At 36.8% G+C, this 20,694-nt stretch carries 21 protein-coding genes; 10 read left to right on the top strand and 11 right to left on the bottom strand.

Translation table 11 applies throughout. The features are described from left to right. Positions 1-33: 33 nt before the first annotated feature. The gene (locus N824_RS06010; RefSeq protein WP_048904241.1) at positions 34-621 is read right to left on the bottom strand and encodes a porin family protein; all 588 of its coding nucleotides are present in this window, start codon (positions 619-621) and stop codon (positions 34-36) included. A gap of 155 nt (positions 622-776) precedes the next feature. Between N824_RS06010 and N824_RS34045 the strand changes: the two genes are divergently transcribed. Continuing rightward, positions 777-1,793, top strand: coding sequence for a histidine kinase N-terminal 7TM domain-containing protein (locus N824_RS34045; RefSeq protein ID WP_235207004.1), 1,017 nt, complete (start codon positions 777-779; stop codon positions 1,791-1,793). A 155-nt stretch (positions 1,794-1,948) separates the two neighbouring features. Continuing rightward, positions 1,949-2,548, top strand: a complete 600-nt coding sequence (locus tag N824_RS34040) for a sensor histidine kinase KdpD (RefSeq protein ID WP_235207003.1) — start codon at positions 1,949-1,951, stop codon at positions 2,546-2,548. Between the two features lie 35 nt (positions 2,549-2,583). On the opposite strand, the gene N824_RS06000 is transcribed toward N824_RS34040, so the two are convergent. After that, complete coding sequence (locus tag N824_RS06000) at positions 2,584-2,883, bottom strand: hypothetical protein (protein ID WP_048904240.1); 300 nt, start codon at positions 2,881-2,883, stop codon at positions 2,584-2,586. Positions 2,884-3,064: 181 nt separating this feature from the next. Here N824_RS06000 and N824_RS05995 point away from each other — a divergent pair, with 181 nt between their 5' ends. Next, positions 3,065-4,210, top strand: coding sequence for a tetratricopeptide repeat protein (locus N824_RS05995; RefSeq protein WP_048904239.1), 1,146 nt, complete (start codon positions 3,065-3,067; stop codon positions 4,208-4,210). A 1-nt stretch (position 4,211) separates the two neighbouring features. Here the strand turns inward: N824_RS05995 and N824_RS05990 are convergent, their stop codons facing one another. The 3 genes from N824_RS05990 to N824_RS05980 are packed head-to-tail and all read right to left on the bottom strand — an operon-like array spanning position 4,212 to position 7,336. Continuing rightward, the gene (locus N824_RS05990; protein ID WP_048904238.1) at positions 4,212-4,796 is read right to left on the bottom strand and encodes a riboflavin synthase; all 585 of its coding nucleotides are present in this window, start codon (positions 4,794-4,796) and stop codon (positions 4,212-4,214) included. 5 nt (positions 4,797-4,801) lie between these two features. Further along, entirely contained in the window at positions 4,802-6,286 is a 1,485-nt protein-coding gene (accC, locus tag N824_RS05985) for an acetyl-CoA carboxylase biotin carboxylase subunit (RefSeq protein WP_048904237.1), read from the bottom strand. A gap of 9 nt (positions 6,287-6,295) precedes the next feature. Further along, positions 6,296-7,336 (bottom strand): low specificity L-threonine aldolase, encoded by a 1,041-nt coding sequence (locus N824_RS05980; protein ID WP_048904236.1) that lies wholly within the window; start codon positions 7,334-7,336, stop codon positions 6,296-6,298. A 433-nt stretch (positions 7,337-7,769) separates the two neighbouring features. Here N824_RS05980 and N824_RS05975 point away from each other — a divergent pair, with 433 nt between their 5' ends. After that, positions 7,770-8,627 carry an N-acetylglucosamine kinase gene (locus tag N824_RS05975; protein ID WP_048904235.1) on the top strand — a complete coding sequence of 286 codons (858 nt, stop codon included), beginning with the start codon at positions 7,770-7,772 and terminating at the stop codon, positions 8,625-8,627. Positions 8,628-8,709: 82 nt separating this feature from the next. On the opposite strand, the gene N824_RS05970 is transcribed toward N824_RS05975, so the two are convergent. Next, a complete protein-coding gene (locus N824_RS05970) occupies positions 8,710-9,399 on the bottom strand; it encodes an NUDIX domain-containing protein (protein WP_048904234.1) in 690 nt (229 codons plus the stop codon). A gap of 422 nt (positions 9,400-9,821) precedes the next feature. On the opposite strand from N824_RS05970, the gene pfkA reads away from it, so the two are divergent. From pfkA to gap, 3 genes are read left to right on the top strand one after another with little or no spacing between them, the layout of a single operon-like run. After that, positions 9,822-10,808: a 6-phosphofructokinase gene (gene pfkA / locus N824_RS05965; RefSeq protein ID WP_048904233.1), complete on the top strand. Its 987-nt coding sequence runs from the start codon at positions 9,822-9,824 to the stop codon at positions 10,806-10,808. Positions 10,809-10,810: 2 nt separating this feature from the next. Continuing rightward, entirely contained in the window at positions 10,811-11,653 is an 843-nt protein-coding gene (locus N824_RS05960) for a hypothetical protein (protein ID WP_048904232.1), read from the top strand. A 4-nt stretch (positions 11,654-11,657) separates the two neighbouring features. Beyond that, a complete protein-coding gene (gene gap, locus N824_RS05955) occupies positions 11,658-12,656 on the top strand; it encodes a type I glyceraldehyde-3-phosphate dehydrogenase (RefSeq protein ID WP_048904231.1) in 999 nt (332 codons plus the stop codon). 100 nt (positions 12,657-12,756) lie between these two features. Here the strand turns inward: gap and N824_RS05950 are convergent, their stop codons facing one another. From N824_RS05950 to N824_RS05940, 3 genes are read right to left on the bottom strand one after another with little or no spacing between them, the layout of a single operon-like run. Further along, a complete protein-coding gene (locus tag N824_RS05950; RefSeq protein WP_048904230.1) occupies positions 12,757-13,110 on the bottom strand; it encodes a DUF6717 family protein in 354 nt (117 codons plus the stop codon). Then, positions 13,107-13,604, bottom strand: coding sequence for a GNAT family N-acetyltransferase (locus N824_RS05945; protein ID WP_048904229.1), 498 nt, complete (start codon positions 13,602-13,604; stop codon positions 13,107-13,109). Before N824_RS05945 ends, N824_RS05950 begins: the two co-directional genes overlap by 4 nt. Before the next feature lie 10 nt (positions 13,605-13,614). Further along, positions 13,615-14,061, bottom strand: coding sequence for a protein-disulfide reductase DsbD domain-containing protein (locus N824_RS05940; protein WP_048904228.1), 447 nt, complete (start codon positions 14,059-14,061; stop codon positions 13,615-13,617). A gap of 100 nt (positions 14,062-14,161) precedes the next feature. On the opposite strand from N824_RS05940, the gene N824_RS05935 reads away from it, so the two are divergent. Then, positions 14,162-14,971 carry a hypothetical protein gene (locus N824_RS05935; protein WP_048904227.1) on the top strand — a complete coding sequence of 270 codons (810 nt, stop codon included), beginning with the start codon at positions 14,162-14,164 and terminating at the stop codon, positions 14,969-14,971. Between the two features lie 92 nt (positions 14,972-15,063). Then, positions 15,064-17,208: a peptidyl-dipeptidase Dcp gene (gene dcp / locus N824_RS05930; RefSeq protein WP_052334067.1), complete on the top strand. Its 2,145-nt coding sequence runs from the start codon at positions 15,064-15,066 to the stop codon at positions 17,206-17,208. A gap of 21 nt (positions 17,209-17,229) precedes the next feature. Here dcp and N824_RS05925 read toward each other — a convergent pair whose 3' ends face one another. Next, positions 17,230-17,865: a Pr6Pr family membrane protein gene (locus tag N824_RS05925; protein WP_048904226.1), complete on the bottom strand. Its 636-nt coding sequence runs from the start codon at positions 17,863-17,865 to the stop codon at positions 17,230-17,232. Between the two features lie 149 nt (positions 17,866-18,014). Here N824_RS05925 and N824_RS05920 point away from each other — a divergent pair, with 149 nt between their 5' ends. Continuing rightward, positions 18,015-19,802, top strand: a complete 1,788-nt coding sequence (locus tag N824_RS05920) for an alpha-L-fucosidase (RefSeq protein ID WP_048904225.1) — start codon at positions 18,015-18,017, stop codon at positions 19,800-19,802. 15 nt (positions 19,803-19,817) lie between these two features. On the opposite strand, the gene N824_RS05915 is transcribed toward N824_RS05920, so the two are convergent. Next, entirely contained in the window at positions 19,818-20,564 is a 747-nt protein-coding gene (locus N824_RS05915; protein ID WP_048904224.1) for a LytTR family DNA-binding domain-containing protein, read from the bottom strand. Between the last annotated feature and the right edge of the window lie 130 nt (positions 20,565-20,694).

Genomic DNA, 20,694 nt, shown 5'->3' with positions numbered 1-20,694 from the left:
CCTTTTGCATAAAATGTGGAAAACTTTTGTTTACTAGAACAACCTGTAAGCCAGTCCGAAAGTAAAAAGGCTCAGTTTGGTATCGTCATAGCCATCTTTTCCGATTTTAGAAAGTCCGGCTTCGTACCTTAGATCAAGACCTAAATTACCAATATCGACACCTGCGCCAAATTGCCAAGCGAAATTTTGTCCCTTAAAATTACCTTCAAATACGTTTCCTGCAGCCTGTCCAAATGACTGTTCATCATCCAAAATAAAGGAAATTACGGGGCCTGTATTTAATCTTAGGCCAACACCAGCTGCGCCAAGTTTTGTACCCACAAGTATAGGTACGTCTAAACTGGTAAATTTGACTTTATTTTCTTCGCCTGAACTCGCTTTTAATGTGGTATTTTTTCCACTCAAATAAAGCTCTGGTTGCAAATGAATACCTGCTGCACCAATGCGGGTCCATATACCAGCGTAGTAACCTGCCCTATTGTCGCTGCTAAAAGTATTTTCGGTACTTAATTWKSWAAGRTYRGNWMSRGCSTYKWRCCCCATTTGGAAGCTAGGCAATACCTGACTAAAAGCAACCAGGTTAAAGCAAACAAATAATGCAGATAAGATTAATTTTTTCATATTAGAATGATTAGTATTTTATTAATTAAACGACTATTATTATGTAAAACTAAGAATATTTTTAATTTGTATCTAAATTACGTAGTTTTATCTTAAAAGATCAACACAATATCATTGTCGTCCCCTTACCCGCATTATTATTACCCTACTGTTTAATGGATTTTACATTTAATTTATACTCGATTGTTCTAATTTTATTTGGCACAGCTACTCTCCTGCTGTCTTACTATATCTATAGAAAAGAAGGTGGGGCTGTTCGCTTTTTTGGTATTATGATGTTCTCAAGCGCGTTATGGTCATTAGCTTATGGCTTTGAATTGGCTAGCACTACAATTGAACAAGCAAAACTTTGGATAAGTATTGAGTATATAGGGATCTCCATTCTTCCATTATCCTGGCTTCTATTCTGTTTAAAGCTATCAGGAAAGGATCATTGGTACCGGAATAAAATCAATATGTCTTTTCTAATTGCCACAGCAGTTATTCCAATATTAATGGTTTGGACAAATGATTATCACCATTTGCATTTTAAAAGCTACCATATGGATTCCACGGGCGATTTTCCAATGGTTGCACTTGAAATGGGACCATCATTTTGGATATTCACTTTATATTTCTATCTGTTATTGGCCACTGGAAGCTATTTATTAATCATCACATTCCGTAAATCAGACCCTATTTACAAAAGTCAAAACTATAGTATAATAGTAGCGGCATTTATACCATGGATAACAAACCTCACTTATTTTTTTGGGTTTAGACCTTTCGGCCAACTCGACATTACCCCTTTTGCCTTTATTATTACAGTATTTTTAATCACCATTGCCATCTATCGCTTTAAGCTCTTCGATATTTTGCCCGTTGCGAGAGAAAAAGTATTAGAACTAATGCAAGATGGTTTCGTTATCCTGGATAGCAAAAACAGGGTAATTGATTATAACTCCTCTTTCAGAAGATACTTATCAGATATTAAGAAAAATAAAATAATAGGAACCCAGATTGAAGCACTTTTTCCCGATCATAAAAAACTTGCAGCATTGATAAATGAAAGACAATCGGGAAAAATAGAATTAAAAATAGAAAACCATAACGGATCATTTGAACTGGAAGCAGAAATTAGAACTTTAAATGAAAATCAGCYKAWMTTANNWATAGCGAGGCAGTCATTATAAAACTGCAGGACCTTACTACACTAAGAAAGGAAGCGCTACGCTCTAAATCACAAACAACAGAACTCCAACAACTCAATCAACTCAAAGACAGGGTATTCTCCATAATTGCGCATGATTTAAGAGGACCTTTGGTCAACCTTGGAGAAATTCTTAAAATGACATCGGAAGATGTCATTACAATTGAAGAATTCAAAGCACTGTCACCCACTTTAAGCAGAGACATTTCATATACCACAGAACTTTTAGATAATATTTTGCATTGGTCTAGAAGCCAGTTAAAAGGTTACGGAATCGACAGGGACCTCTTTGATCTAAAAAACATCCTGGTCAATGAAATCAATTATCATTTACCAGCGGCAGAGGCAAAAAATATTCGAATAATACAAGATGTTTTTCCAGGTGAGATGGTTTATGCTGATAGATTGATGATACAGATTGTGGTTAGAAACATATTAAACAACGCCATAAAATTTTGTAATGAAAATTGTGAAATACATATTACAGCTGTATACAAAGACGGATTTATTGAGCTTTGTATAGAAGACAACGGTGTTGGAATGTCAGAAACAGCGCTCCAAAAAATACACAACGGAGACAACATATCCACAAGGGGTACAATGAATGAGAAGGGCACAGGATTAGGCCTGGTGATATGCAAAGAGTTTATGGAGAAAAATGACGGCAAACTTATAGTTAGAAGTGAAGTAGGCAAAGGATCTTCTTTTTGCATATATCTACCTGTAGATGTAAAGTAAAATGCCCACAAGTTGCGGGCATTTTGTTTAGACTTTTATTTACCTGTGGCGTCGTTTATAGCTTGCTGCTCTTTTAATGCGTCAACATTATTTTTGTTACCAAAGTTTTGAGTTTTATCAGCAAAATAGTCTAGTATACCGACAATAGTGTCCAAGTTATCTGAAACTCTTTGATGCATATCAGGCAAGTCTTTCTCTAACCTTTTATCTCCAAGCTCTATGTTATCAACTTCAATTTTCCCTATTTTTTGAATTATTGCCTGTTGTGAGTGCTGTAAGTCTTCTAATTCCCTTACGATTTTCTGCATCAATTCAAACTTCTTTAAAGTATCCATATTCGTATTTTAATTAAGATTAATATTCATTTTATATTATAATTCAACCAATTACCCTGCCAATATGTTTTGATTTTTTACAATGAGATCATCCAGTCATCGTTATATACGTAAAAAAATAGGGACAAAATTTGCAATACCAACAAATAACTAATACTTTAGTTGTTTAAATATTACCCGTATGAAAAGAGCACTTCTTGTATTTTTTGCAGTTATTTCTTGCCAGATTACTTACGGACAGGGTAAAGCTGTCCTTGATAATGAGAAACTCCTGGAATATTACCAAACACAAAAATATATTGATGCCGCTCAATATTTAAAAAGCATTTATGCTGAGGATACTCAGGATGAAAAAGAAATATCACAGCTTGCATATGCCAATATGATGGCCGGCAAACTGCCCGAAGCAGAAAAAAATTATTTAAAGCTCCACGATAAACAACCTCAGAATTTGCCTGTATTGTTTAGCCTTGCAAACATCAACCTCAGAAGAGGTAACGATGAAAAGGCCAAGGCTTATTACGTGGATATACTTAAAATTGACAGCACAAATTTCACTGTATACAAGCAGTTAGCAAGTTTAAATAAGGGTGAAATGAACCTGGCTAAAATAGGTTATCTTAAAAAAGCGAATGAAATAAACCCTATTGACCCGGATGTGGTATTTGATTTATGCGAACTATATTTTAAAATGAACTTTTTTGACAAGGCAAGTAATATATTACAACCCGCCTTAGCTGCCGATAGCACAAATCTGCAACTGCTCAAAATGAAAATGCCTATTAGTATGGCGAATAAAAAATACGATGAAGCCATCAGCACCGGAGAGAAATTATTAAGTTATGGTGATAGCTCGACCTTTGTCCTAAATAATCTGGGAAAATCTTATTTTTTCATTCTTGATTATAAAAATGCTTTAAAGAATTTTTTAACGATAGAAAGCAAGTCGATGGATAGCGAAGCGCTATATTATGCCATTGGACTTAGCTACCGAGGACTTAAAGATTATAAAAATGCTATCCCCTACCTCGAAAAAGCAATACAAGATGGCATATCAACCAAAATTGCCAGTTATTATGGTTTACTTGGAGATTCATTTGAAGGTGTAAACAAGAATACTGAAGCAAATGCAGCTTACAAAAAAGGCCTCCAGTTCGAAAATAATGGAAGCCTATTGTATAATATTGCCCTTGTTTATGAAACAAAGCTTAACGACAAGAAGAATGCAATTGACTATTACGAGCAATACTTAAAAACAATCAATCCTAAGGAGCAAACAAAGCTGATCGGATTTATCAAAAACAAGATTGCCGAATTAAAAAGATAAGCTATCTGCTTACCAGTCTTGCCACATATTTACCTATAATATCAAACTCAAGGTTCACTGTGCTACCTACAATAACCTCATGTAAATTAGTATGTTCAAAAGTGTAAGGTATTATGAATACAGAAAATTCATCGATACCTGAATTCACTACTGTTAAGCTGATCCCATTCACAGATACTGATCCTTTTTCTACAGTAACATTCCCACTATTAGAATTATACTTAAACCGAAACTCCCAGCTTCCATCCAGCTCAGCTCTGTTAATGCACACTGCTGTTTGATCTACGTGGCCTTGAACAATATGTCCATCCAATCTTCCATTCATTAACATACAGCGCTCCAGATTCACTTTATTACCTATTCTTAGCTCATTAAGATTGCTTTTTTGAAGTGTCTCCTCTATTGCTGTAACAGTATGGGTGTTTTCTGACAGTGCGACCACCGTTAAACACACTCCGTTATGCGAAACACTTTGATCTATCTTCAGCTCATTACTTAAATTTGATTTTACGATATAATGTTTGTTTGTTCCTTCCGATATTATATCCGTAACCTCCCCAAGTGTTTCTATTATTCCTGTAAACATATTTATTAATTAAACTTAACTCTATTCTTCCTCCAGTTGCTTACTACTTCTACCTGGTTTTGCGCCGGTATCACATCTGATTTTTTCAATGAAACTACTGCAATTAAAGCCGCCATCAGCGCCTCATCCTCGTCTTCTTTTTTCAAACTTTCGGCACTAAAGTATTTACTTACAAAATGAGTATCAAAGTTACCCTCTCTAAAAGCTGTGTGCTGCATTACAAATTTCCCAAAAGCAAGGGTAGTTTTTATACCCGTAATGTCATATTCATCAATGGCACGGATCATCCGTTCAATTGCCTCGTCCCTATTCTTACCATATGTGATTAATTTGGCAATCATTGGATCATAATAGATCGGAATTTCCATTCCTTGTTTAAAACCATCATCGACACGTACTCCATTCCCCTTTGGTGTATGGTATGTTTGCAGTACACCTATATCCGGCAGGAAATTGTTTTCCGGATCTTCAGCATAAACCCTCAGTTCAAGAGCATGCCCATTGATCTTTAAGTCCTCCTGTTTATAAGAAAGTTTTTCACCTCTGGCAATTTTAATCTGCTCTTTTACCAGATCCAAACCGGTTATCATTTCCGTAACGGGGTGCTCCACCTGAAGTCTGGTATTCATTTCAAGGAAGAAGAAATCAAGATTTTCATCCAGAATAAATTCAACCGTTCCCGCTCCTACATAACTCACTGAACGCGCCACATCTACTGCACAAGCACCCATTTTTCTACGCGTTTCTTCGGTTAAAATACTAGATGGCGCCTCTTCAATTACTTTCTGGTGTCTTCTTTGAATAGAGCATTCGCGCTCAAACAAATGAACAATATTACCATGAGTATCACCAAGAATTTGAATTTCTATATGCCTTGGTGATGAAACATAGCGTTCAATAAATACAGACCCGTCACCAAAAGCTGATGTAGCTTCGCTAACCGCCAATTGCATTTGTTCCTGAAAATCAGCGGCTTGCTCTACTACTCTCATCCCTTTTCCACCGCCACCTGCAGCGGCTTTAATTAAAATGGGGAACCCAACCTCTACCGCTCTTATCTTTGCCTCTTCAATATCGGTAATTGCTTCTTCGGTCCCAGGAACCATCGGAATATTATATTTCAAAGCAGCTGCTTTAGCAGATAATTTATTACCCATAATTTCCATTGCCTCTGGAGTGGGGCCTATGAGAATTAATCCTGATTCTTTAACCATTCTTGCAAAGCCAGCATTTTCTGATAAAAAACCATATCCAGGATGTATTGCTTCAGCCCCGGTAACCTTACATGCTTCTATTATTTTTTCTCCTAATAAGTAGGATTGATTTGACGGAGCCGGCCCAATGCAAATGGCTTCATCAGCATAAAGTACATGTAACGCTTCTCTATCAGCTTCAGAAAATACAGCAACTGTTTTTATTCCCATTTCACGTGCCGAACGCATAATGCGCAATGCGATCTCACCTCTGTTGGCTATAAGGATTTTATTCATCTATAAAAGTTATTTATGGGCAATTGGATGCAAATGTATTATGTTTTCGATTGCCATATCTATCATTTCCGAAGAAACATCTAAATGCGTAACCATTCTGATTGTATTTGGGCCAGTAGTACTACAGGCAATGCCCTTTTCGGCCAAAAGATGAACAATATCGTTAGCTTTAAACCCAGGTGCTACATCAAACAGTACAATATTTGTTTGGACAGGTAATACAGACGACACATAATTAACTTCATTTAAAGCACCTGCCAATGCTGCAGCATGCTGATGATCGATGGCTAAACGCGCAACATGATGATCTAATGCATAGATACCTGCTGCTGCTAAAAAACCTGCCTGTCTCATCCCGCCACCAAATGCCTTACGTATCTTCCTTGCTTTTTTAATTGTCTCCTGAGATCCAAGCAGCACAGAGCCCACGGGAGCACCTAGTCCTTTTGATAAGCAAACCGATATTCCATCAAAATATTTCCCATAATCCTTTGCATGGTCTCCGGTAGCAACCAAAGCATTAAATATCCTTGCGCCGTCTAGATGAAGTTTCAACCCTTTAATATTACATAATGTGTGAATAGGCTCTATTTGATCTAAAGTATAAGCAATACCTCCACCCTTATTTACTGTATTCTCTAAAACTACCAGGCTTGAATTTGGATAGTGAATATTATTTTCATTTATTTCAGGCTCAATTAACTCTGGTGTTAATATCCCCCTGTTTCCATACAACAGGCGAACAGAAGCCATAGAGTGATAAGCAATACCACCGCCCTCATAACGATACACATGAGATGTTTGGTCACATATCACCTCGTCCATAGGCTGAGTAAAACATTTAATTGCAATCTGATTGGTCATTGTACCTGATGGGCAAAACAATCCGGCTTCCATATTAAATATGTTTGCCAGTTTTCTTTCCAATTCGTTTACAGTCTCATCTTCGCCAAAAACATCATCACCTATTTTTGCACTCATCATAGCCGCTCGCATTTCTGCCGTAGGTTTTGTTACCGTATCGCTTCTAAAATCAACTTTTATTGCCATGTTATTTTTTACTGAATACAAAGATTTATTTTTAATGTTCTTAATGAAAGAAAGATTGATAATATTACAAAATACGATATAAAACAACGCTTTTAGATAAAAAAAGAATTAACAGCGGCTTTGAACAGAGAAAAATCACATTATCGTTCATTTTTAACCAAAAAACTACTATTATAGCGGCTGCAACCTAAATTCATAAAAACAGGAAATTTTATAATTTGGATTTTAAAATAACAAGTGTATTTTAGCCTTAGTGTTTATTTAACAATATGGTAATCTAAAAATCACGAGCAAAATTAAAAAAAACACTGTTTTTAAGCATTTAAAGGCAGAAAACTAACAACTAACCAAAACTAAAAAATTAAATTTATGAAAAAAAACCATACGAAAGTTGTAGGATTATTTACTTTTATCCCGAAAAAATCAAATTAAGATGATAGTTATTGCAGATGGTGGTTCAACTAAAACCAATTGGTGTTTAATTAATGAGGCTGGTAGAAAAATTCATTTTAATACAGAGGGCTATAACCCGTACTTTTCGAGCACAGAGTACATCGTAGAGTCATTAAGAAAAACCTTACCTGATCACTTGGAAACTGACAAGTTGAAAGAGGTAAATTATTATGGAGCGGGCTGTTCTACAGACGCCAAACGTAAAATTGTTGCTGATGCTATGAAGCAGGTTTTCCCTAATGCGGAAATCAATATTGGTCACGACTTATTAGCTTCATGCAGAGCATTATTAGGTGATGAACCTGGTTTTGCCGCAATTTTAGGAACGGGAACAAACTCTTGTTTATACGATGGAAAAGACATCACCCTAAACATTGATTCACTTGGATATTTCCTTGGTGATGAGGGAAGTGGTTGTTTCATTGGAAAAAGAATTCTTTCAGACTATATGAAAGGTTACATGCCAAAAGGACTTAGAGAAAGCTTCTATGATAACTTTGCATTAACCAACGAAGATATTTTTGATCATATTTATAACAAACCATTGCCAAATCGCTTCTGCGCAAGCTTTAGTAAGTTTTTATACGACTTCAAAGACAATTATGAGGATTATACCTTCTCTACTGTTGAATATGCATTTACTGCATTCTTTGAAAACCTTGTAATTCATTATCCTAACTATAAAGAGCATTCGTTAAACTGCGTAGGTTCAGTTGGTTATAGCTTTAGAGATATATTAAGTATAGTAGCAGACAGATATGAAATGGGTGTTGGTAAAGTTATCCGCTCACCTATAGATGATCTAGTTGATTACCACTTGTTAGTAGCCAACAAGTAATAGCTATAAATAAGCACAATAAAAAGGGCCTGTATCACATCATTGATGTGTAATGCAGGCCTTTTTATTGCATAGCATATGCTTAAAAAGAAATTTCCTTTTCAAACAATTTGGCATATTTTCTCTTGTCAAATTTATACAAGGTGGCCGCTCTAAAGGAAACACCCTGTTGCTTTTCCTGAAGGTCTCTTAACACGCCAAAGCTTAACATTTTCTTTCTGAAATTTCTTTTATCCAATTTCTTGTTCAGGATAATTTCATAAACATTTTGCAGCTGTGTTAGTGTAAACTTCTCTGGCAAAAGCTCAAACGCGATTGGCTGATGTTTAATACGACGCTTTATCTTTTCAAGCCCTTTATCAAAAATCTGCTGATGGTCAAATGCCAGCCTTGGTAAATCTTTTACGTTAATCCAGTGTGCCCGTTTTGCATAGGTACTAATTGGCTTTACAGCCTTATCTCCACCTAAACGCAAAAGTGCATAATAGGCGATACTTACTACCCTTCCTTGTGGATGTCGGTTAACATCGCCAAAAGTGTAGTACTGTTCCATATAAATGTTACTTAGTCCGGTTAGCTCGTTTAAGATCCTGGAGGCCGATTGGTCTAAACTTTCAACTTCTCCAACAATATTACCTGGCAATGCCCACCAGTCTTTAAACGGTTCTTCATTTCTCTCGATTAAAAGGATCTTTAATTCTCCCTCGTCGAATCCGAACACCACACAGTCAATCGAAAAAGTGGAATCAAACTTTGGTAAGACTTCTTTCAAAATATTAAATATTAATTACGCTAATTACTCGTTATACAATACCTCTAAATATAATTAAAGGTGGTTTCATTTGTTGTAAAATCCAAATTACAATCTCCTCTTTTATCAAAAACTGTATATGAATTTCTCCATAAAGATAGATAAGAATCCCAATTTAGCAATACATAACGGTTAGTGATGGATTTATTTTCGAACTTCCCCTTTTATTAAATAATCCGTTAAGTAAAACAATAAGTATGCTTCTATTTTACTTTTTTTCCATTCCTTTGAAACCGGGTTCAAGCTAGACACTGCTTTTCTGTTTCTATATATTAAATTTTTAAATATTAAAGCAAATAAATATACTTGTCCCCAAATTACACAGAAAATAAAAAATAAATTACTTAGTGTAAAAAATACACCCTATATTCGTATAATAAATCATGAAACCAAATATCAAAAATATCGCTGTGTTGACATCTGGAGGAGATGCTCCGGGAATGAATGCTTGTATTAGAGCTGTAGTAAGAACCGGAATATACAATGGTATAAATATGTTTGGAGTTTTGCAGGGATACCAGGGATTAATAAATAACAATATTAATCCAATGGATGCAAGGTCCGTAAGTAACATTATCCACCTCGGAGGAACAATATTAAAAACAGCACGTTGTCTGGATTTCAAAACTGAAGAAGGATTAGATGTTGCTTTTGAAAATTTAAAAGCAAGAGACATAGATGGACTAATTGTCATCGGTGGAGATGGAACTTTTACTGGAGCTCTGAGATTTGCAAAGAAGCACGGCGTAAAGGTTATAGGTATACCAGGAACTATTGATAACGATTTATACGGATCAGATTTCACTTTAGGATATGATACCGCAATAAATACAGTTATTGAAGCCATAGACAAAATCAGAGATACAGCCGATTCACATGACAGGTTGTTTTTTATTGAAGTAATGGGTAGAGATTCTGGATGTATCGCCTTAAGAAGTGCAATTGCCAGTGGTGCAGAAGCTGTTTTGCTACCTGAAAGAGAAACTAGTGTTGATGAATTGGTCGCTCAACTGGAAGCAGGTGCATCTACTAAAAAATCATCGAGCATAGTTATTGTTTCTGAAGGACATAAAGACGGTGGAGCCTATGACATTGCCAAAAAAGTAAAGGAAAGATTTAATCACTATGATACAAAAGTGACTATCTTAGGCCACCTTCAACGAGGAGGCAGCCCAAGTAGTTTTGACAGGATACTTGGAAGCAGACTTGGCTTTGCTGCAGTAAATGAACTTTTAAAGGGGAACACCATGCGAATGGTTGGCCTGCGTGGTAATGATATACATACAACCACTATTGAAGAAGCACTTACGAAGCACAGCTTTAAATTGGAAAGTGATTTATTGGAAATGACTAAAGTCTTATCAATATAAATATGATTGCAGTAGTTTATAGCGGATCAAAAACAGCGTTCTGGAAAATTGCACGGGATGGTAAAACCATTGCCGAATGCACTATGCCCGGTATTAATCCTTGTTTTAACGATCAAAAAGCAATACTGCAATTTTTAAATAAAAAGGCTACACTGATTAATCATGCCGAAAGCATAAAGAAAATATATGTGTTTGCCGCAGGAGCTTCCTCAGTAGAAAGAAGAAACGAATTGGCAGAAACACTTGGTCTGTTCTTTAAGTATAGCAAGATCACCGTTAAGGATGATCTGTATGGAGCAGCAATTTCAGCGTGCTACAATAACAGTGGCATTGTTGGAATATTGGGCAGTGGTGCCAACTGTGCATATTTTGATGGTAAAAGTCCTGAGAAAAACAACTTTGGCCTTGGATTTATTCTAGGTGACGAGGGCTCAGCAACTTATCTGGGAAAGATTCTGGTAAAGGCCTTTCTTCAGGAAAAATTACCAAAAGATTTACAAAGTGAGTTTGAGGTTAAATATAATCTTGACAGACCGCAAATACTTGAGCGTGTGTATAAAAAACCAATGGCTCAGCAGTTCTTCAGTTCTTTCTTCGATTTTTTCCTTGAGAACCGCAACCATAAATATATACTAGATCTAATAGATAAAGCGTTTGAAAGTTACTTCAAAATATATCTGTTGCCAACAATAAAGCTACATCCTGGAAAGGAAATACATTTTGTAGGTCTTGTTGCAGGTACGTTTCAGGAGCAATTACGGGAAACAGCAGAAAAACACGGATTAAAAATAACATCAATTACTAAAGAACCAATATATAATTTACTAAACTACTATTCAAATTAATAAGATGAGCAAAATTGGAATAAACGGCTTTGGCCGTATCGGCAGACTGGTTTTTAGAGCTGCTTTAAAAAGAGGATTAGATATCGTTGCAATCAATGACTTAGTTGAGCCTGATTACATGGCTTATATGTTAAAGTATGATACTACACATGGTCGTTTTGATGGTACTATCGCTGTAGAAAATGGAAATCTTGTAGTAAACGGAAAAACCATCCGTATCACTGCTGAAAGAGATCCGGCAAACTTAAAATGGAATGAAGTTGGTGTAGAAACTGTTATTGAGTCAACTGGTTTATTCTTAACTCAAGCAGACGGTGCAAAACACATTGCTGCAGGTGCAAAAAGAGTAGTATTCTCTGCTCCGGCAAAAGACGATACCCCTACTTATGTAATGGGTGTAAATCATCATAAATTAACTGCAGACCAAACTATCGTTTCCAATGCATCTTGTACTACTAACTGCTTAGCACCAATCGCTAAAGTATTAAATGATAATTTTGGTATCGTAGAAGGTTTAATGAGTACTATTCACGCGGTAACGGCAACTCAAAAAACAGTTGACGGTCCTTCAGCTAAAGACTGGAGAGGCGGACGTGGTGGTTTCTCTAATATCATTCCTTCATCAACAGGTGCTGCTAAGGCTGTAGGCTTAGTACTTCCTGAATTAAAAGGTAAATTAACTGGTATGTCTTTCCGCGTTCCTGTAGCCGACGTTTCTGTAGTCGATCTTACTGTACGTTTGGAAAAACCTGCTACTTACGAAGACGTAAAAAAAGCCATGAAAGCTGCCTCTGAAGGTGAGTTGAAAGGCGTATTAGCATATACTGAAGACGAAGTAGTTTCTTCTGATTTTATCGGCGATGAGCATGCATCAATTTTTGACGCTAAAGCTGGTATTTCATTGAATGATAACTTCGTTAAAGTGGTTTCTTGGTATGATAACGAATGGGGCTATTCTAATGCATTAGCTAAATTCGTAGAGTACTACGGAAACTTAAAGTAAAACCCGTTCATACAGGTTTATATTTGGTTAGAAAAGGGATGTGCGTGGATGCGACATCCCTTTCTTTTTACCAATCTGTTTTCCAATTATATTTTAGAATTTATAAATTAACCGGGGCTATAAAAATAGCTTTAGGCAATTTATAGAATACATCAACGGTAACCTGGCAAAGCCACATTTCATGATTGTACAATTCACCCCTATAAGTTTCCATAATATAATTACCACCGCCAATAGTATTAGTTAAGTCTTGGACAAGTTTAATCCTGTCGGCACCCTCAAACTGTTCATCACTCATTTCCAAGTAGCATTCATTACTATATCCACTAACTTTATCGAGCATGGTATCTGCGCCGTCTACCATTTGCAGATCATCAATTGAACCGCCCCATTCAGGCAGATCAATGAACCACTTACCGTCAGCCGTCTTGTAAAATCTAAATGTGTCCTTCATATCTTATCGGGTGGGGAAATAAAGATCATTTTATGAATATCGTAATTTATGCCTTTATGGATCATCGTTTTACTTTTCTCTGTTAAGAATTTGAAACCAACTGATTCATAACACCTAATTGCTGCATAATTCTTTTCCCAGGTAAAAAGTTCAACGGTATTTGTTTTGTAAAGTCGCTGGGATTCTTCCAGCAGCAATTTAATAAAATACCTTCCTAGTCCCTGGCCCCTAAGGGATGGTTCTCCCACAAGAATCCTGGCCAATCTTGGGTAGCCACTTTCTTGAGGAATGATCTCTCCAAAAGCAAATGGAAGCTTTTCTAAGGTATAGCCTATGTAGAAATGACGATCGGGGTAAGTTTTCCGATAATCTTGAATTTGGTGTTCCGTTAAAGGATAAGAAAAATCTGTCCCAGAGAATTGAAGCAAAAGCGCCGCATCGATTACCCAATTCTCCAGTAATTTAAAATCTGAACTCTTATACGGTTTAAGCATTTCTTAACTTTTACTTTACAGGAATAGAAAACTTTAATGTCTCTCTTGGCAGGCATTGCTGATCATTGCAGACCATAAACTCGACCTCCCCTTTAACCGTAGCAGTTGAACCTGCAAGTTGTATTTTTTGGTTAAACACTACCGATTTCTCAAAGTAGCTTACATTTATGTCTAACGTTTTTTCAAATTTAGTAATCGGCTTGGGTTCCAACGTCTTGCTTTTCAACTTATACGTTTTTTCGGGAGAAAAAGTAAATATTGTTTTTAATTGATCTCCTTTTGGGATGTTCAGAGCATAAATATGCCATCCACTTTCCAGGGAGGCCTTTATGTATAAAATTGCTTGAGTGGAGGATGTCTTTTTTGCAGCATAACTCCATTTTACTGGCTTCAATATCTGGCTTTTCACTGTTGTGGTAAATAGTGATACCATCACAATTAGAATTATTTTTTTCATTAATATTTTCCTCATACCAATGTTACGAAGATATATTTGGATATTTAATGTCAGAATTTAACTTTGTTTAAACCAAATATTTCTCTTATCTCAAAATTTTATGAAAACTATTTTTTACGCCCTTTTAACAACCGTTGCGTTCTCTGCTTGTCAAGGCAATAAGGAAAATGCCGCGACTTACACTCCGCGAGTGCTAACTGCAACAGAAAAATTCAACTATTATCCTGAAACCAGAGGCGACACCTTAGCGCTTATTACTGCCCAAGGTGACAAAAAAGCGGCTGAAGAAGCAACAGAGGTGTTTAGTGTAAAATACAAGGATACGGTTATTCAAATCCAAACAAATCCGGCAGACAAAGCTTCTGCTATAGGTAAATTTTCTACTGCTGAATATGTAAATACTCAAAAAACTGCTTTACTTGTCCAAATTGCAGACAACTCAGGTCTGGTTGCTCCTGTATATTTAATCACAATAACAGATAAAAAACCAGAAGTGATTAGCCTTTACAGAGCATCTAAAGGTAAAGAGGATAAAAAATACACCAAGGGAATTATTAAAACCGGAAGAGATGGTTATTTAGTTAATAATGATTTCTTTGTTGCCAATGTTAACGCTAAGGTTTTCTTAATTAAAAGACAAAATCCGGATGAAAGAATCCAGGGAGAATTCATGTTAAAATCTCCGGACAAACAAACTTTTGCATTTCTAGGCGAAAAATCTTTTTTCCAGGTGCACTATCCTACAGGAAAAGTATATGATCAACCTTTAAAAACTTTACCAACAGCAAAAGGAAATGATCTGTTTGTGTGGATTCAGGAAAACTATAAATGGGATAGAGATAAAGAAGGTATTTCACACTTAATCCCTAGCGACAACGATAAGATTGTCGATTTAAAATCATTCAAGTAAACATTACAAATTGCGCATAAAAGCGCCTGTATCAACACCTATGATACAGGCGCTTTTTTATGTACATTAGATCAACAAAATAAAAAAACTGCATGAAAACATCATTTAAGGTTCCTTTATTTGCAATGTTTGCAATTCTAACCTCCTGTCAAAATACCGATAAAAAATCGACAGCAGACGGCACGGGTTTATCACCCTCAAACCCCTTCCTTAACCAGAGTAAACTACCTTACCAGGCGCCTGATTTTGACCATATAAAAGATAGCGACTTTAAGCCTGCCTTCGAAGAAGGGATGAAAATCCATTTGGAAGAAATCCAGAAAATTGCTGGCAATACTGAAACGCCGACGTTCGAAAACACGCTTGCAGCAATGGAGAAATCAGGTGAAATGCTAACGCGGGTAAACCGGATATTTGGCCTCCTTACAGGTGCAAATACAAACGATGATCTACAAAAATTACAAGAAGAAATTGCACCTAAACTTGCTGCTCACCAGGATGCGATATCATTAAATCCTGAGCTATTCAAAAGGATCGGGTCCATTTATAATACAAGAGAAAAGTTAAAATTAGATCAGGAATCAAAACGATTAATAGAATATTACTATCAGACATTTGTTTTAGCTGGAGCCAAACTTTCAGAAACAGACAAAACAAATCTTAAAAAGCTGAATGAACAGGAAGCCTCTTTAAGTGCTAAATTTTCTAATCAGCTTCTTGCTGCTGCCAAAGCAGGAGCTTTAGTTGTCAATGACAAATCACAACTTGCAGGCTTATCAGAAGGTGAGCTTGCTGCTGCTGTCCAAACTGCGAAAGCAAATAAGTTAGAAGGCAAATGGATGTTATCTCTTCAAAATACCACCCAACAACCTTCGTTACAAATGTTATCAAACCGTACAACCAGACAAAAGCTCTTTGATGCTTCCTGGAACCGTGCTGAACGAAACGACACAAATGACACCAGAAAAGCTATTGTAGAAATAGCAAAAATCAGAGCAGAGAAAGCAAAACTTATTGGCTTTCCTAATTATGCTACATGGAAACTGCAGGATCAAATGGCTAAAACTCCTGCCGCAGTAGAAACCTTTTTTTCAAAACTAGTGCCCTCCGCAACAGCAAAAGCGAAAGCTGAAGCTGCTGATATCCAAGCTGTAATTGATCAGCAAAAGGGTGGTTTTAAAGTAGAGCCATACGATTGGAATTACTATGCAGAACAAGTTCGTAAAGCGAAATATGACCTCGACGAAAATCAGATAAAACCTTATTTCGAATTAAACAAGGTACTTCAAAATGGTGTATTTTATGCGGCCACCCAACTATATGGCATCACTTTTAAAGAGCGCACAGATCTTCCGGTATATCATAAAGATGTTAAAGTATATGAGCTATTTGATAAAGACAATACTACCATAGGCTTGTTTTACTGTGACTATTTTAAACGTGACAACAAATCTGGAGGCGCCTGGATGGACAATATGGTTGGTCAATCTAAGCTATTGGGTACTAAACCAGTAATTTTCAACGTATGTAACTTCACTAAACCTGCAGCCGGTCAGCCTGCATTAATCAGCTTTGATGATGTAACTACAATGTTCCATGAGTTTGGTCATGCGCTACATGGTTTCTTTGCGAACCAACAATACCCAAGCTTATCTGGTGCTAATGTTGCCAGGGATTTTGTGGAGTTTCCATCTCAGTTCAACGAACATTGGGCAATAAACCCAATGGTATTTAAAAATTACGCTGTTCATTATAAAACAGGTGAACCAATGCCACAAACATTGGTTGATAAGATCAAAAAGGCTGGCACATTTAATCAGGGCTATGCATTAACAGAAGTCCTTGCAGCCGCTGCACTCGATATGCAATGGCATAAGCTATCAGCAACAGATCCTTTGCAGGATGCAGATAAATTTGAAACCGCAGCCTTACAAAAAACACATCTTGATTTATCTTATGTTCCATCGCGCTACCGCTCTTCTTACTTTTTACACATTTGGGGAAATGGCTATGCAGCGGGCTACTATGCTTACCTGTGGACTGAGATGTTAGATCATGACGCATTCTCCTGGTTCGAAGAAAACGGAGGATTAACCCGTGCCAATGGTCAACGCTTTAGAGACATGATACTTTCAAAAGGCAATACAGAAGATTACGGTAAGATGTTTAGAGATTTCCGCGGACATGATCCAAATATTTCGGCAATGCAGAAATATAGAGGCTTAATTACAAAATAACATATAAAGGGAACCGGTTAATTAACCGGTTTTCTTTTTTAACCTTCCTCCTATCCAAACCGATAAAAAAGACAACACCAGGAATACAACAAGCACATAAAAACAGTTGACGAATACTGTTGCGTATCCATATTTCGCCACGTCCACAAAAGGGTAAGGGTAAAATCCTGATGCAGACCCTCTGTATAAGATAAACATCAAATAAATAAAAGGATAAATAAGCCAGCTAAAGGTATCATTCCATTTCAATGAATCTTTAGGAACAAATAAGGACCAGTACGCTACAAATGCAATAGGAATAATTAAGTGAAGTAACTCGTCAACTACCAGTTGTAAACCCTTTGGCTCCCATGTAAACCTCAATATCAGATTATAAATTAAAGCCACTACGGTAATATAAACTGCGGTTGCAGTTAGGGTGGTCGGCTTTGTAAAGAACCCGCCTTCCTTTCGTTTCAGCAAAAGTGAAGTAAAGCACAATGCGACAAGAATATTGGTTAAAACTGTAAAATAGCTGAAATACCTTATAACTGACTCATCAACCGGTACAATGTTGCTTTGCGTAGTAAGATAAAGCTGTGCTATTAGTGCGAACCAGCTTAATACAACACCTGTTGTTAACAACCAATTACCGCCTTTGACATTACTTTGCTCCATACAAACACCAAGTTACGGAAAAAGGAATACATAAATGCAAGGCCAAAAAAGTTTAATCATTAGCTATTAAGGGAGAATAATCTTAATCCCTATGCCCTATCTTAGATATTGTTAACCAAATCCATAAACTTCCAATAAACGAAGCATTCATGTCCATTTTAAAAGCATTTATAACCACTGGTATTTTCGCGGCATTAACATTTAGCTCATCTATGGCACAAGACATTGACCGATGGGACAAACAAGCCAATGAAAAAGAAAATCCTAATGCCAAATGGTTTAAAGAAGCAAAATTTGGCATGTTTATTCACTGGGGCTTATATTCAAAACTGGGGGGTGTATGGAATGGCAAAGATTATTATGGCAGTGGTGAGTGGCTAATGCATCAGGCTAAAGTACCTGCAGCTGATTATGCAAAAGTTGCTAAAGAATTTAATCCCGTAAAATTTAATGCAGATGAATGGGCCGATCTTGCAAAGGATGCCGGCATCAAGTACATGGTAATTACTGCTAAACATCACGAAGGTTTTGCAATGTACGATTCAAAAGTTAGTGATTTTAATATCGTAAAGGCCTCTCCTTACGGAAAAGACCCCATGAAAGCGCTTTCAAACGCCACAAGAAAAAGGGGTATACAATTTGGCTTTTACTATTCTCAATTTCTGGATTGGCATGAGCCAAACGGCGGTGGGAACAAATGGGACTTTGACGAAACAAAAAAAGACTACCTAAAATATTATAAACAAAAGTCAATTCCGCAGCTAAAGGAACTGCTTACCAATTACGGTGATCTGGGTATTGTTTGGTTTGATATGCCAGGCGGTCTGGACAAAAAACAAACTCAGGAGCTGGTAGACAGTATGCATGCTCTGCAGCCTAAGAGTCTTTTTAGCAGCAGAGTTGGGCAAGGCCTGGGAGATTACCGCACCTTCGGTGATTCCGAAGTTCCTGCAACACCAATTAAAGGTGCCTGGGAATCCATATACACGCACAACGATTCATGGGGATATATCAGTCATGACATGAACTTTAAGTCTCCCAAAGAGATCATCCAGTTACTTGCGACCGTAGCTTCCAAAGGCGGCAACCTTATGCTAAATGTAGGACCCGATGGAGACGGAAACATTCCTCCTTATTCTGTGAAATACCTAAGAGAAACGGGTAAATGGCTCCAAACAAATGGCGAAAGTATTTATGGAACTACATATGGCTTAATCCCCGCTCAACCCTGGGGTGTTACCACATCTGCGCCGGGCAAACTATACCTTCACGTACTAAATAATCCAAGAAACGGAAAAATCAGAATACCAGGCATAAATGTGGCAGTAAACAAAGTCTATCAGCTTGCAAACAAACAACCAGTTAAATGGATAAAACAAGGTAACGATATTATTGTCGACATGCCTAAATCCTTAAACGATCACAACACAGTGCTTACAGTACAGTTCAGTGGCAATCTTAACGATGGTTACGCTGCATCAATACCACAAGTTTCATTACAGTACGAATTCAACACAATAGATGCAGTAAATGCCGAAGTCAAAGGAAATGCAAAAATACAATCACTCACTTACAGTCATTATTTTGGCGACTGGAAACACACCACCTGCGTAACAAACATGAGCAGTCCGGAGGACGAAGCATCCTTTAAGTTTTCGGTGGCAGAACCCGGCGATTATAAAATATTACTGGAATATTCATGTCCGGAAGCAAGCAGTAAACAAGAAGGGCTAATGAGCTTTAACAACACAATCTATAAGTTTCAAACATTAAGAACATCAGAGTTCAGTGCAGGAAAACCCCTGTTATTTATTAAACATCCGGTTGCCATTGTTTCGGTTGATAAACCGGGTATTTATACCATAAAACTAACCCCGGATACTGATGGAAAGGCATTATTTAGTTTAAAATCTGTTATCCTGCAACCCGTATTGTAAAACAACTCTTGGCAGCTATATCTTGGTAAAGAAATTCAGGAATTCCTGTTTTTTTGTCCTGCTTAGGTTGATGACAGTGTTGTTGGTCATAACTACCTCCCCTCCTTCGCCCCGGATATAGTGTTTTATATAATCAAGGTTAATGATAAAGGATTTATGCGCTCTAAAAAATGAGTGGTCACCCAGTGCCTCTTCAAATGAGGAAAGTGTTTTACTTACTAAATGAACCTGCCCGTCGTTCATTATAATATTGGTATAACAACTTGTAGCTTCAAGATATAGTATTTCTTTTATCTTGATGAAGTGAAGTCCCTTACTGCTGGATAAGGCTAGCGTATCCATAATTCTGGTTTGTGTAAAGTGCTTAGCCATTTGAAACTGTTTCTTGGAAGCCGCGGTTTCATTGTCTAAAAACCTATCTACAGCATCCCTTAGTTCAGTTTTATCTATTGGCTTCAGCAAATAATCTAATGCATTTAACCTCAAAGCAGCAATTGCATACTGATCATATGCAGTAGTAAAAATTGTCTGAAAGTTAAACTCATCAAATTGCTCCAGTATATCCAAACCGCTCATTACAGGCATTTCTATGTCCATAAAAACGATATCCGGATGGCTTTCTTCAATAATTAATTTAGCCTCAGTACTTTTCTGACAAGTAGCAACCACCTCAATCTCTTTACAGCACTGATTTAACAGGTGCTGTAGCGTTATTATACCATGCTTCTCATCATCAACGATAATAGCTCTGATTGCGTTCATATCTAGATAGTTTTAGGTCTATAACTTTTAGTCCTTGCCAATAAATTTAATTCATTAATTCTTAAAACACGAAAACCAATTAGTAAACGGTAAGTTTTAACTATCAAATGGTTATCTCTTGAAAAAATTC

It is taken from the genome of Pedobacter sp. V48 (assembly GCF_000523515.1).
Lineage (GTDB): Bacteria > Bacteroidota > Bacteroidia > Sphingobacteriales > Sphingobacteriaceae > Pedobacter.
This window is presented reverse-complemented; position numbering and strand designations above follow the sequence as displayed.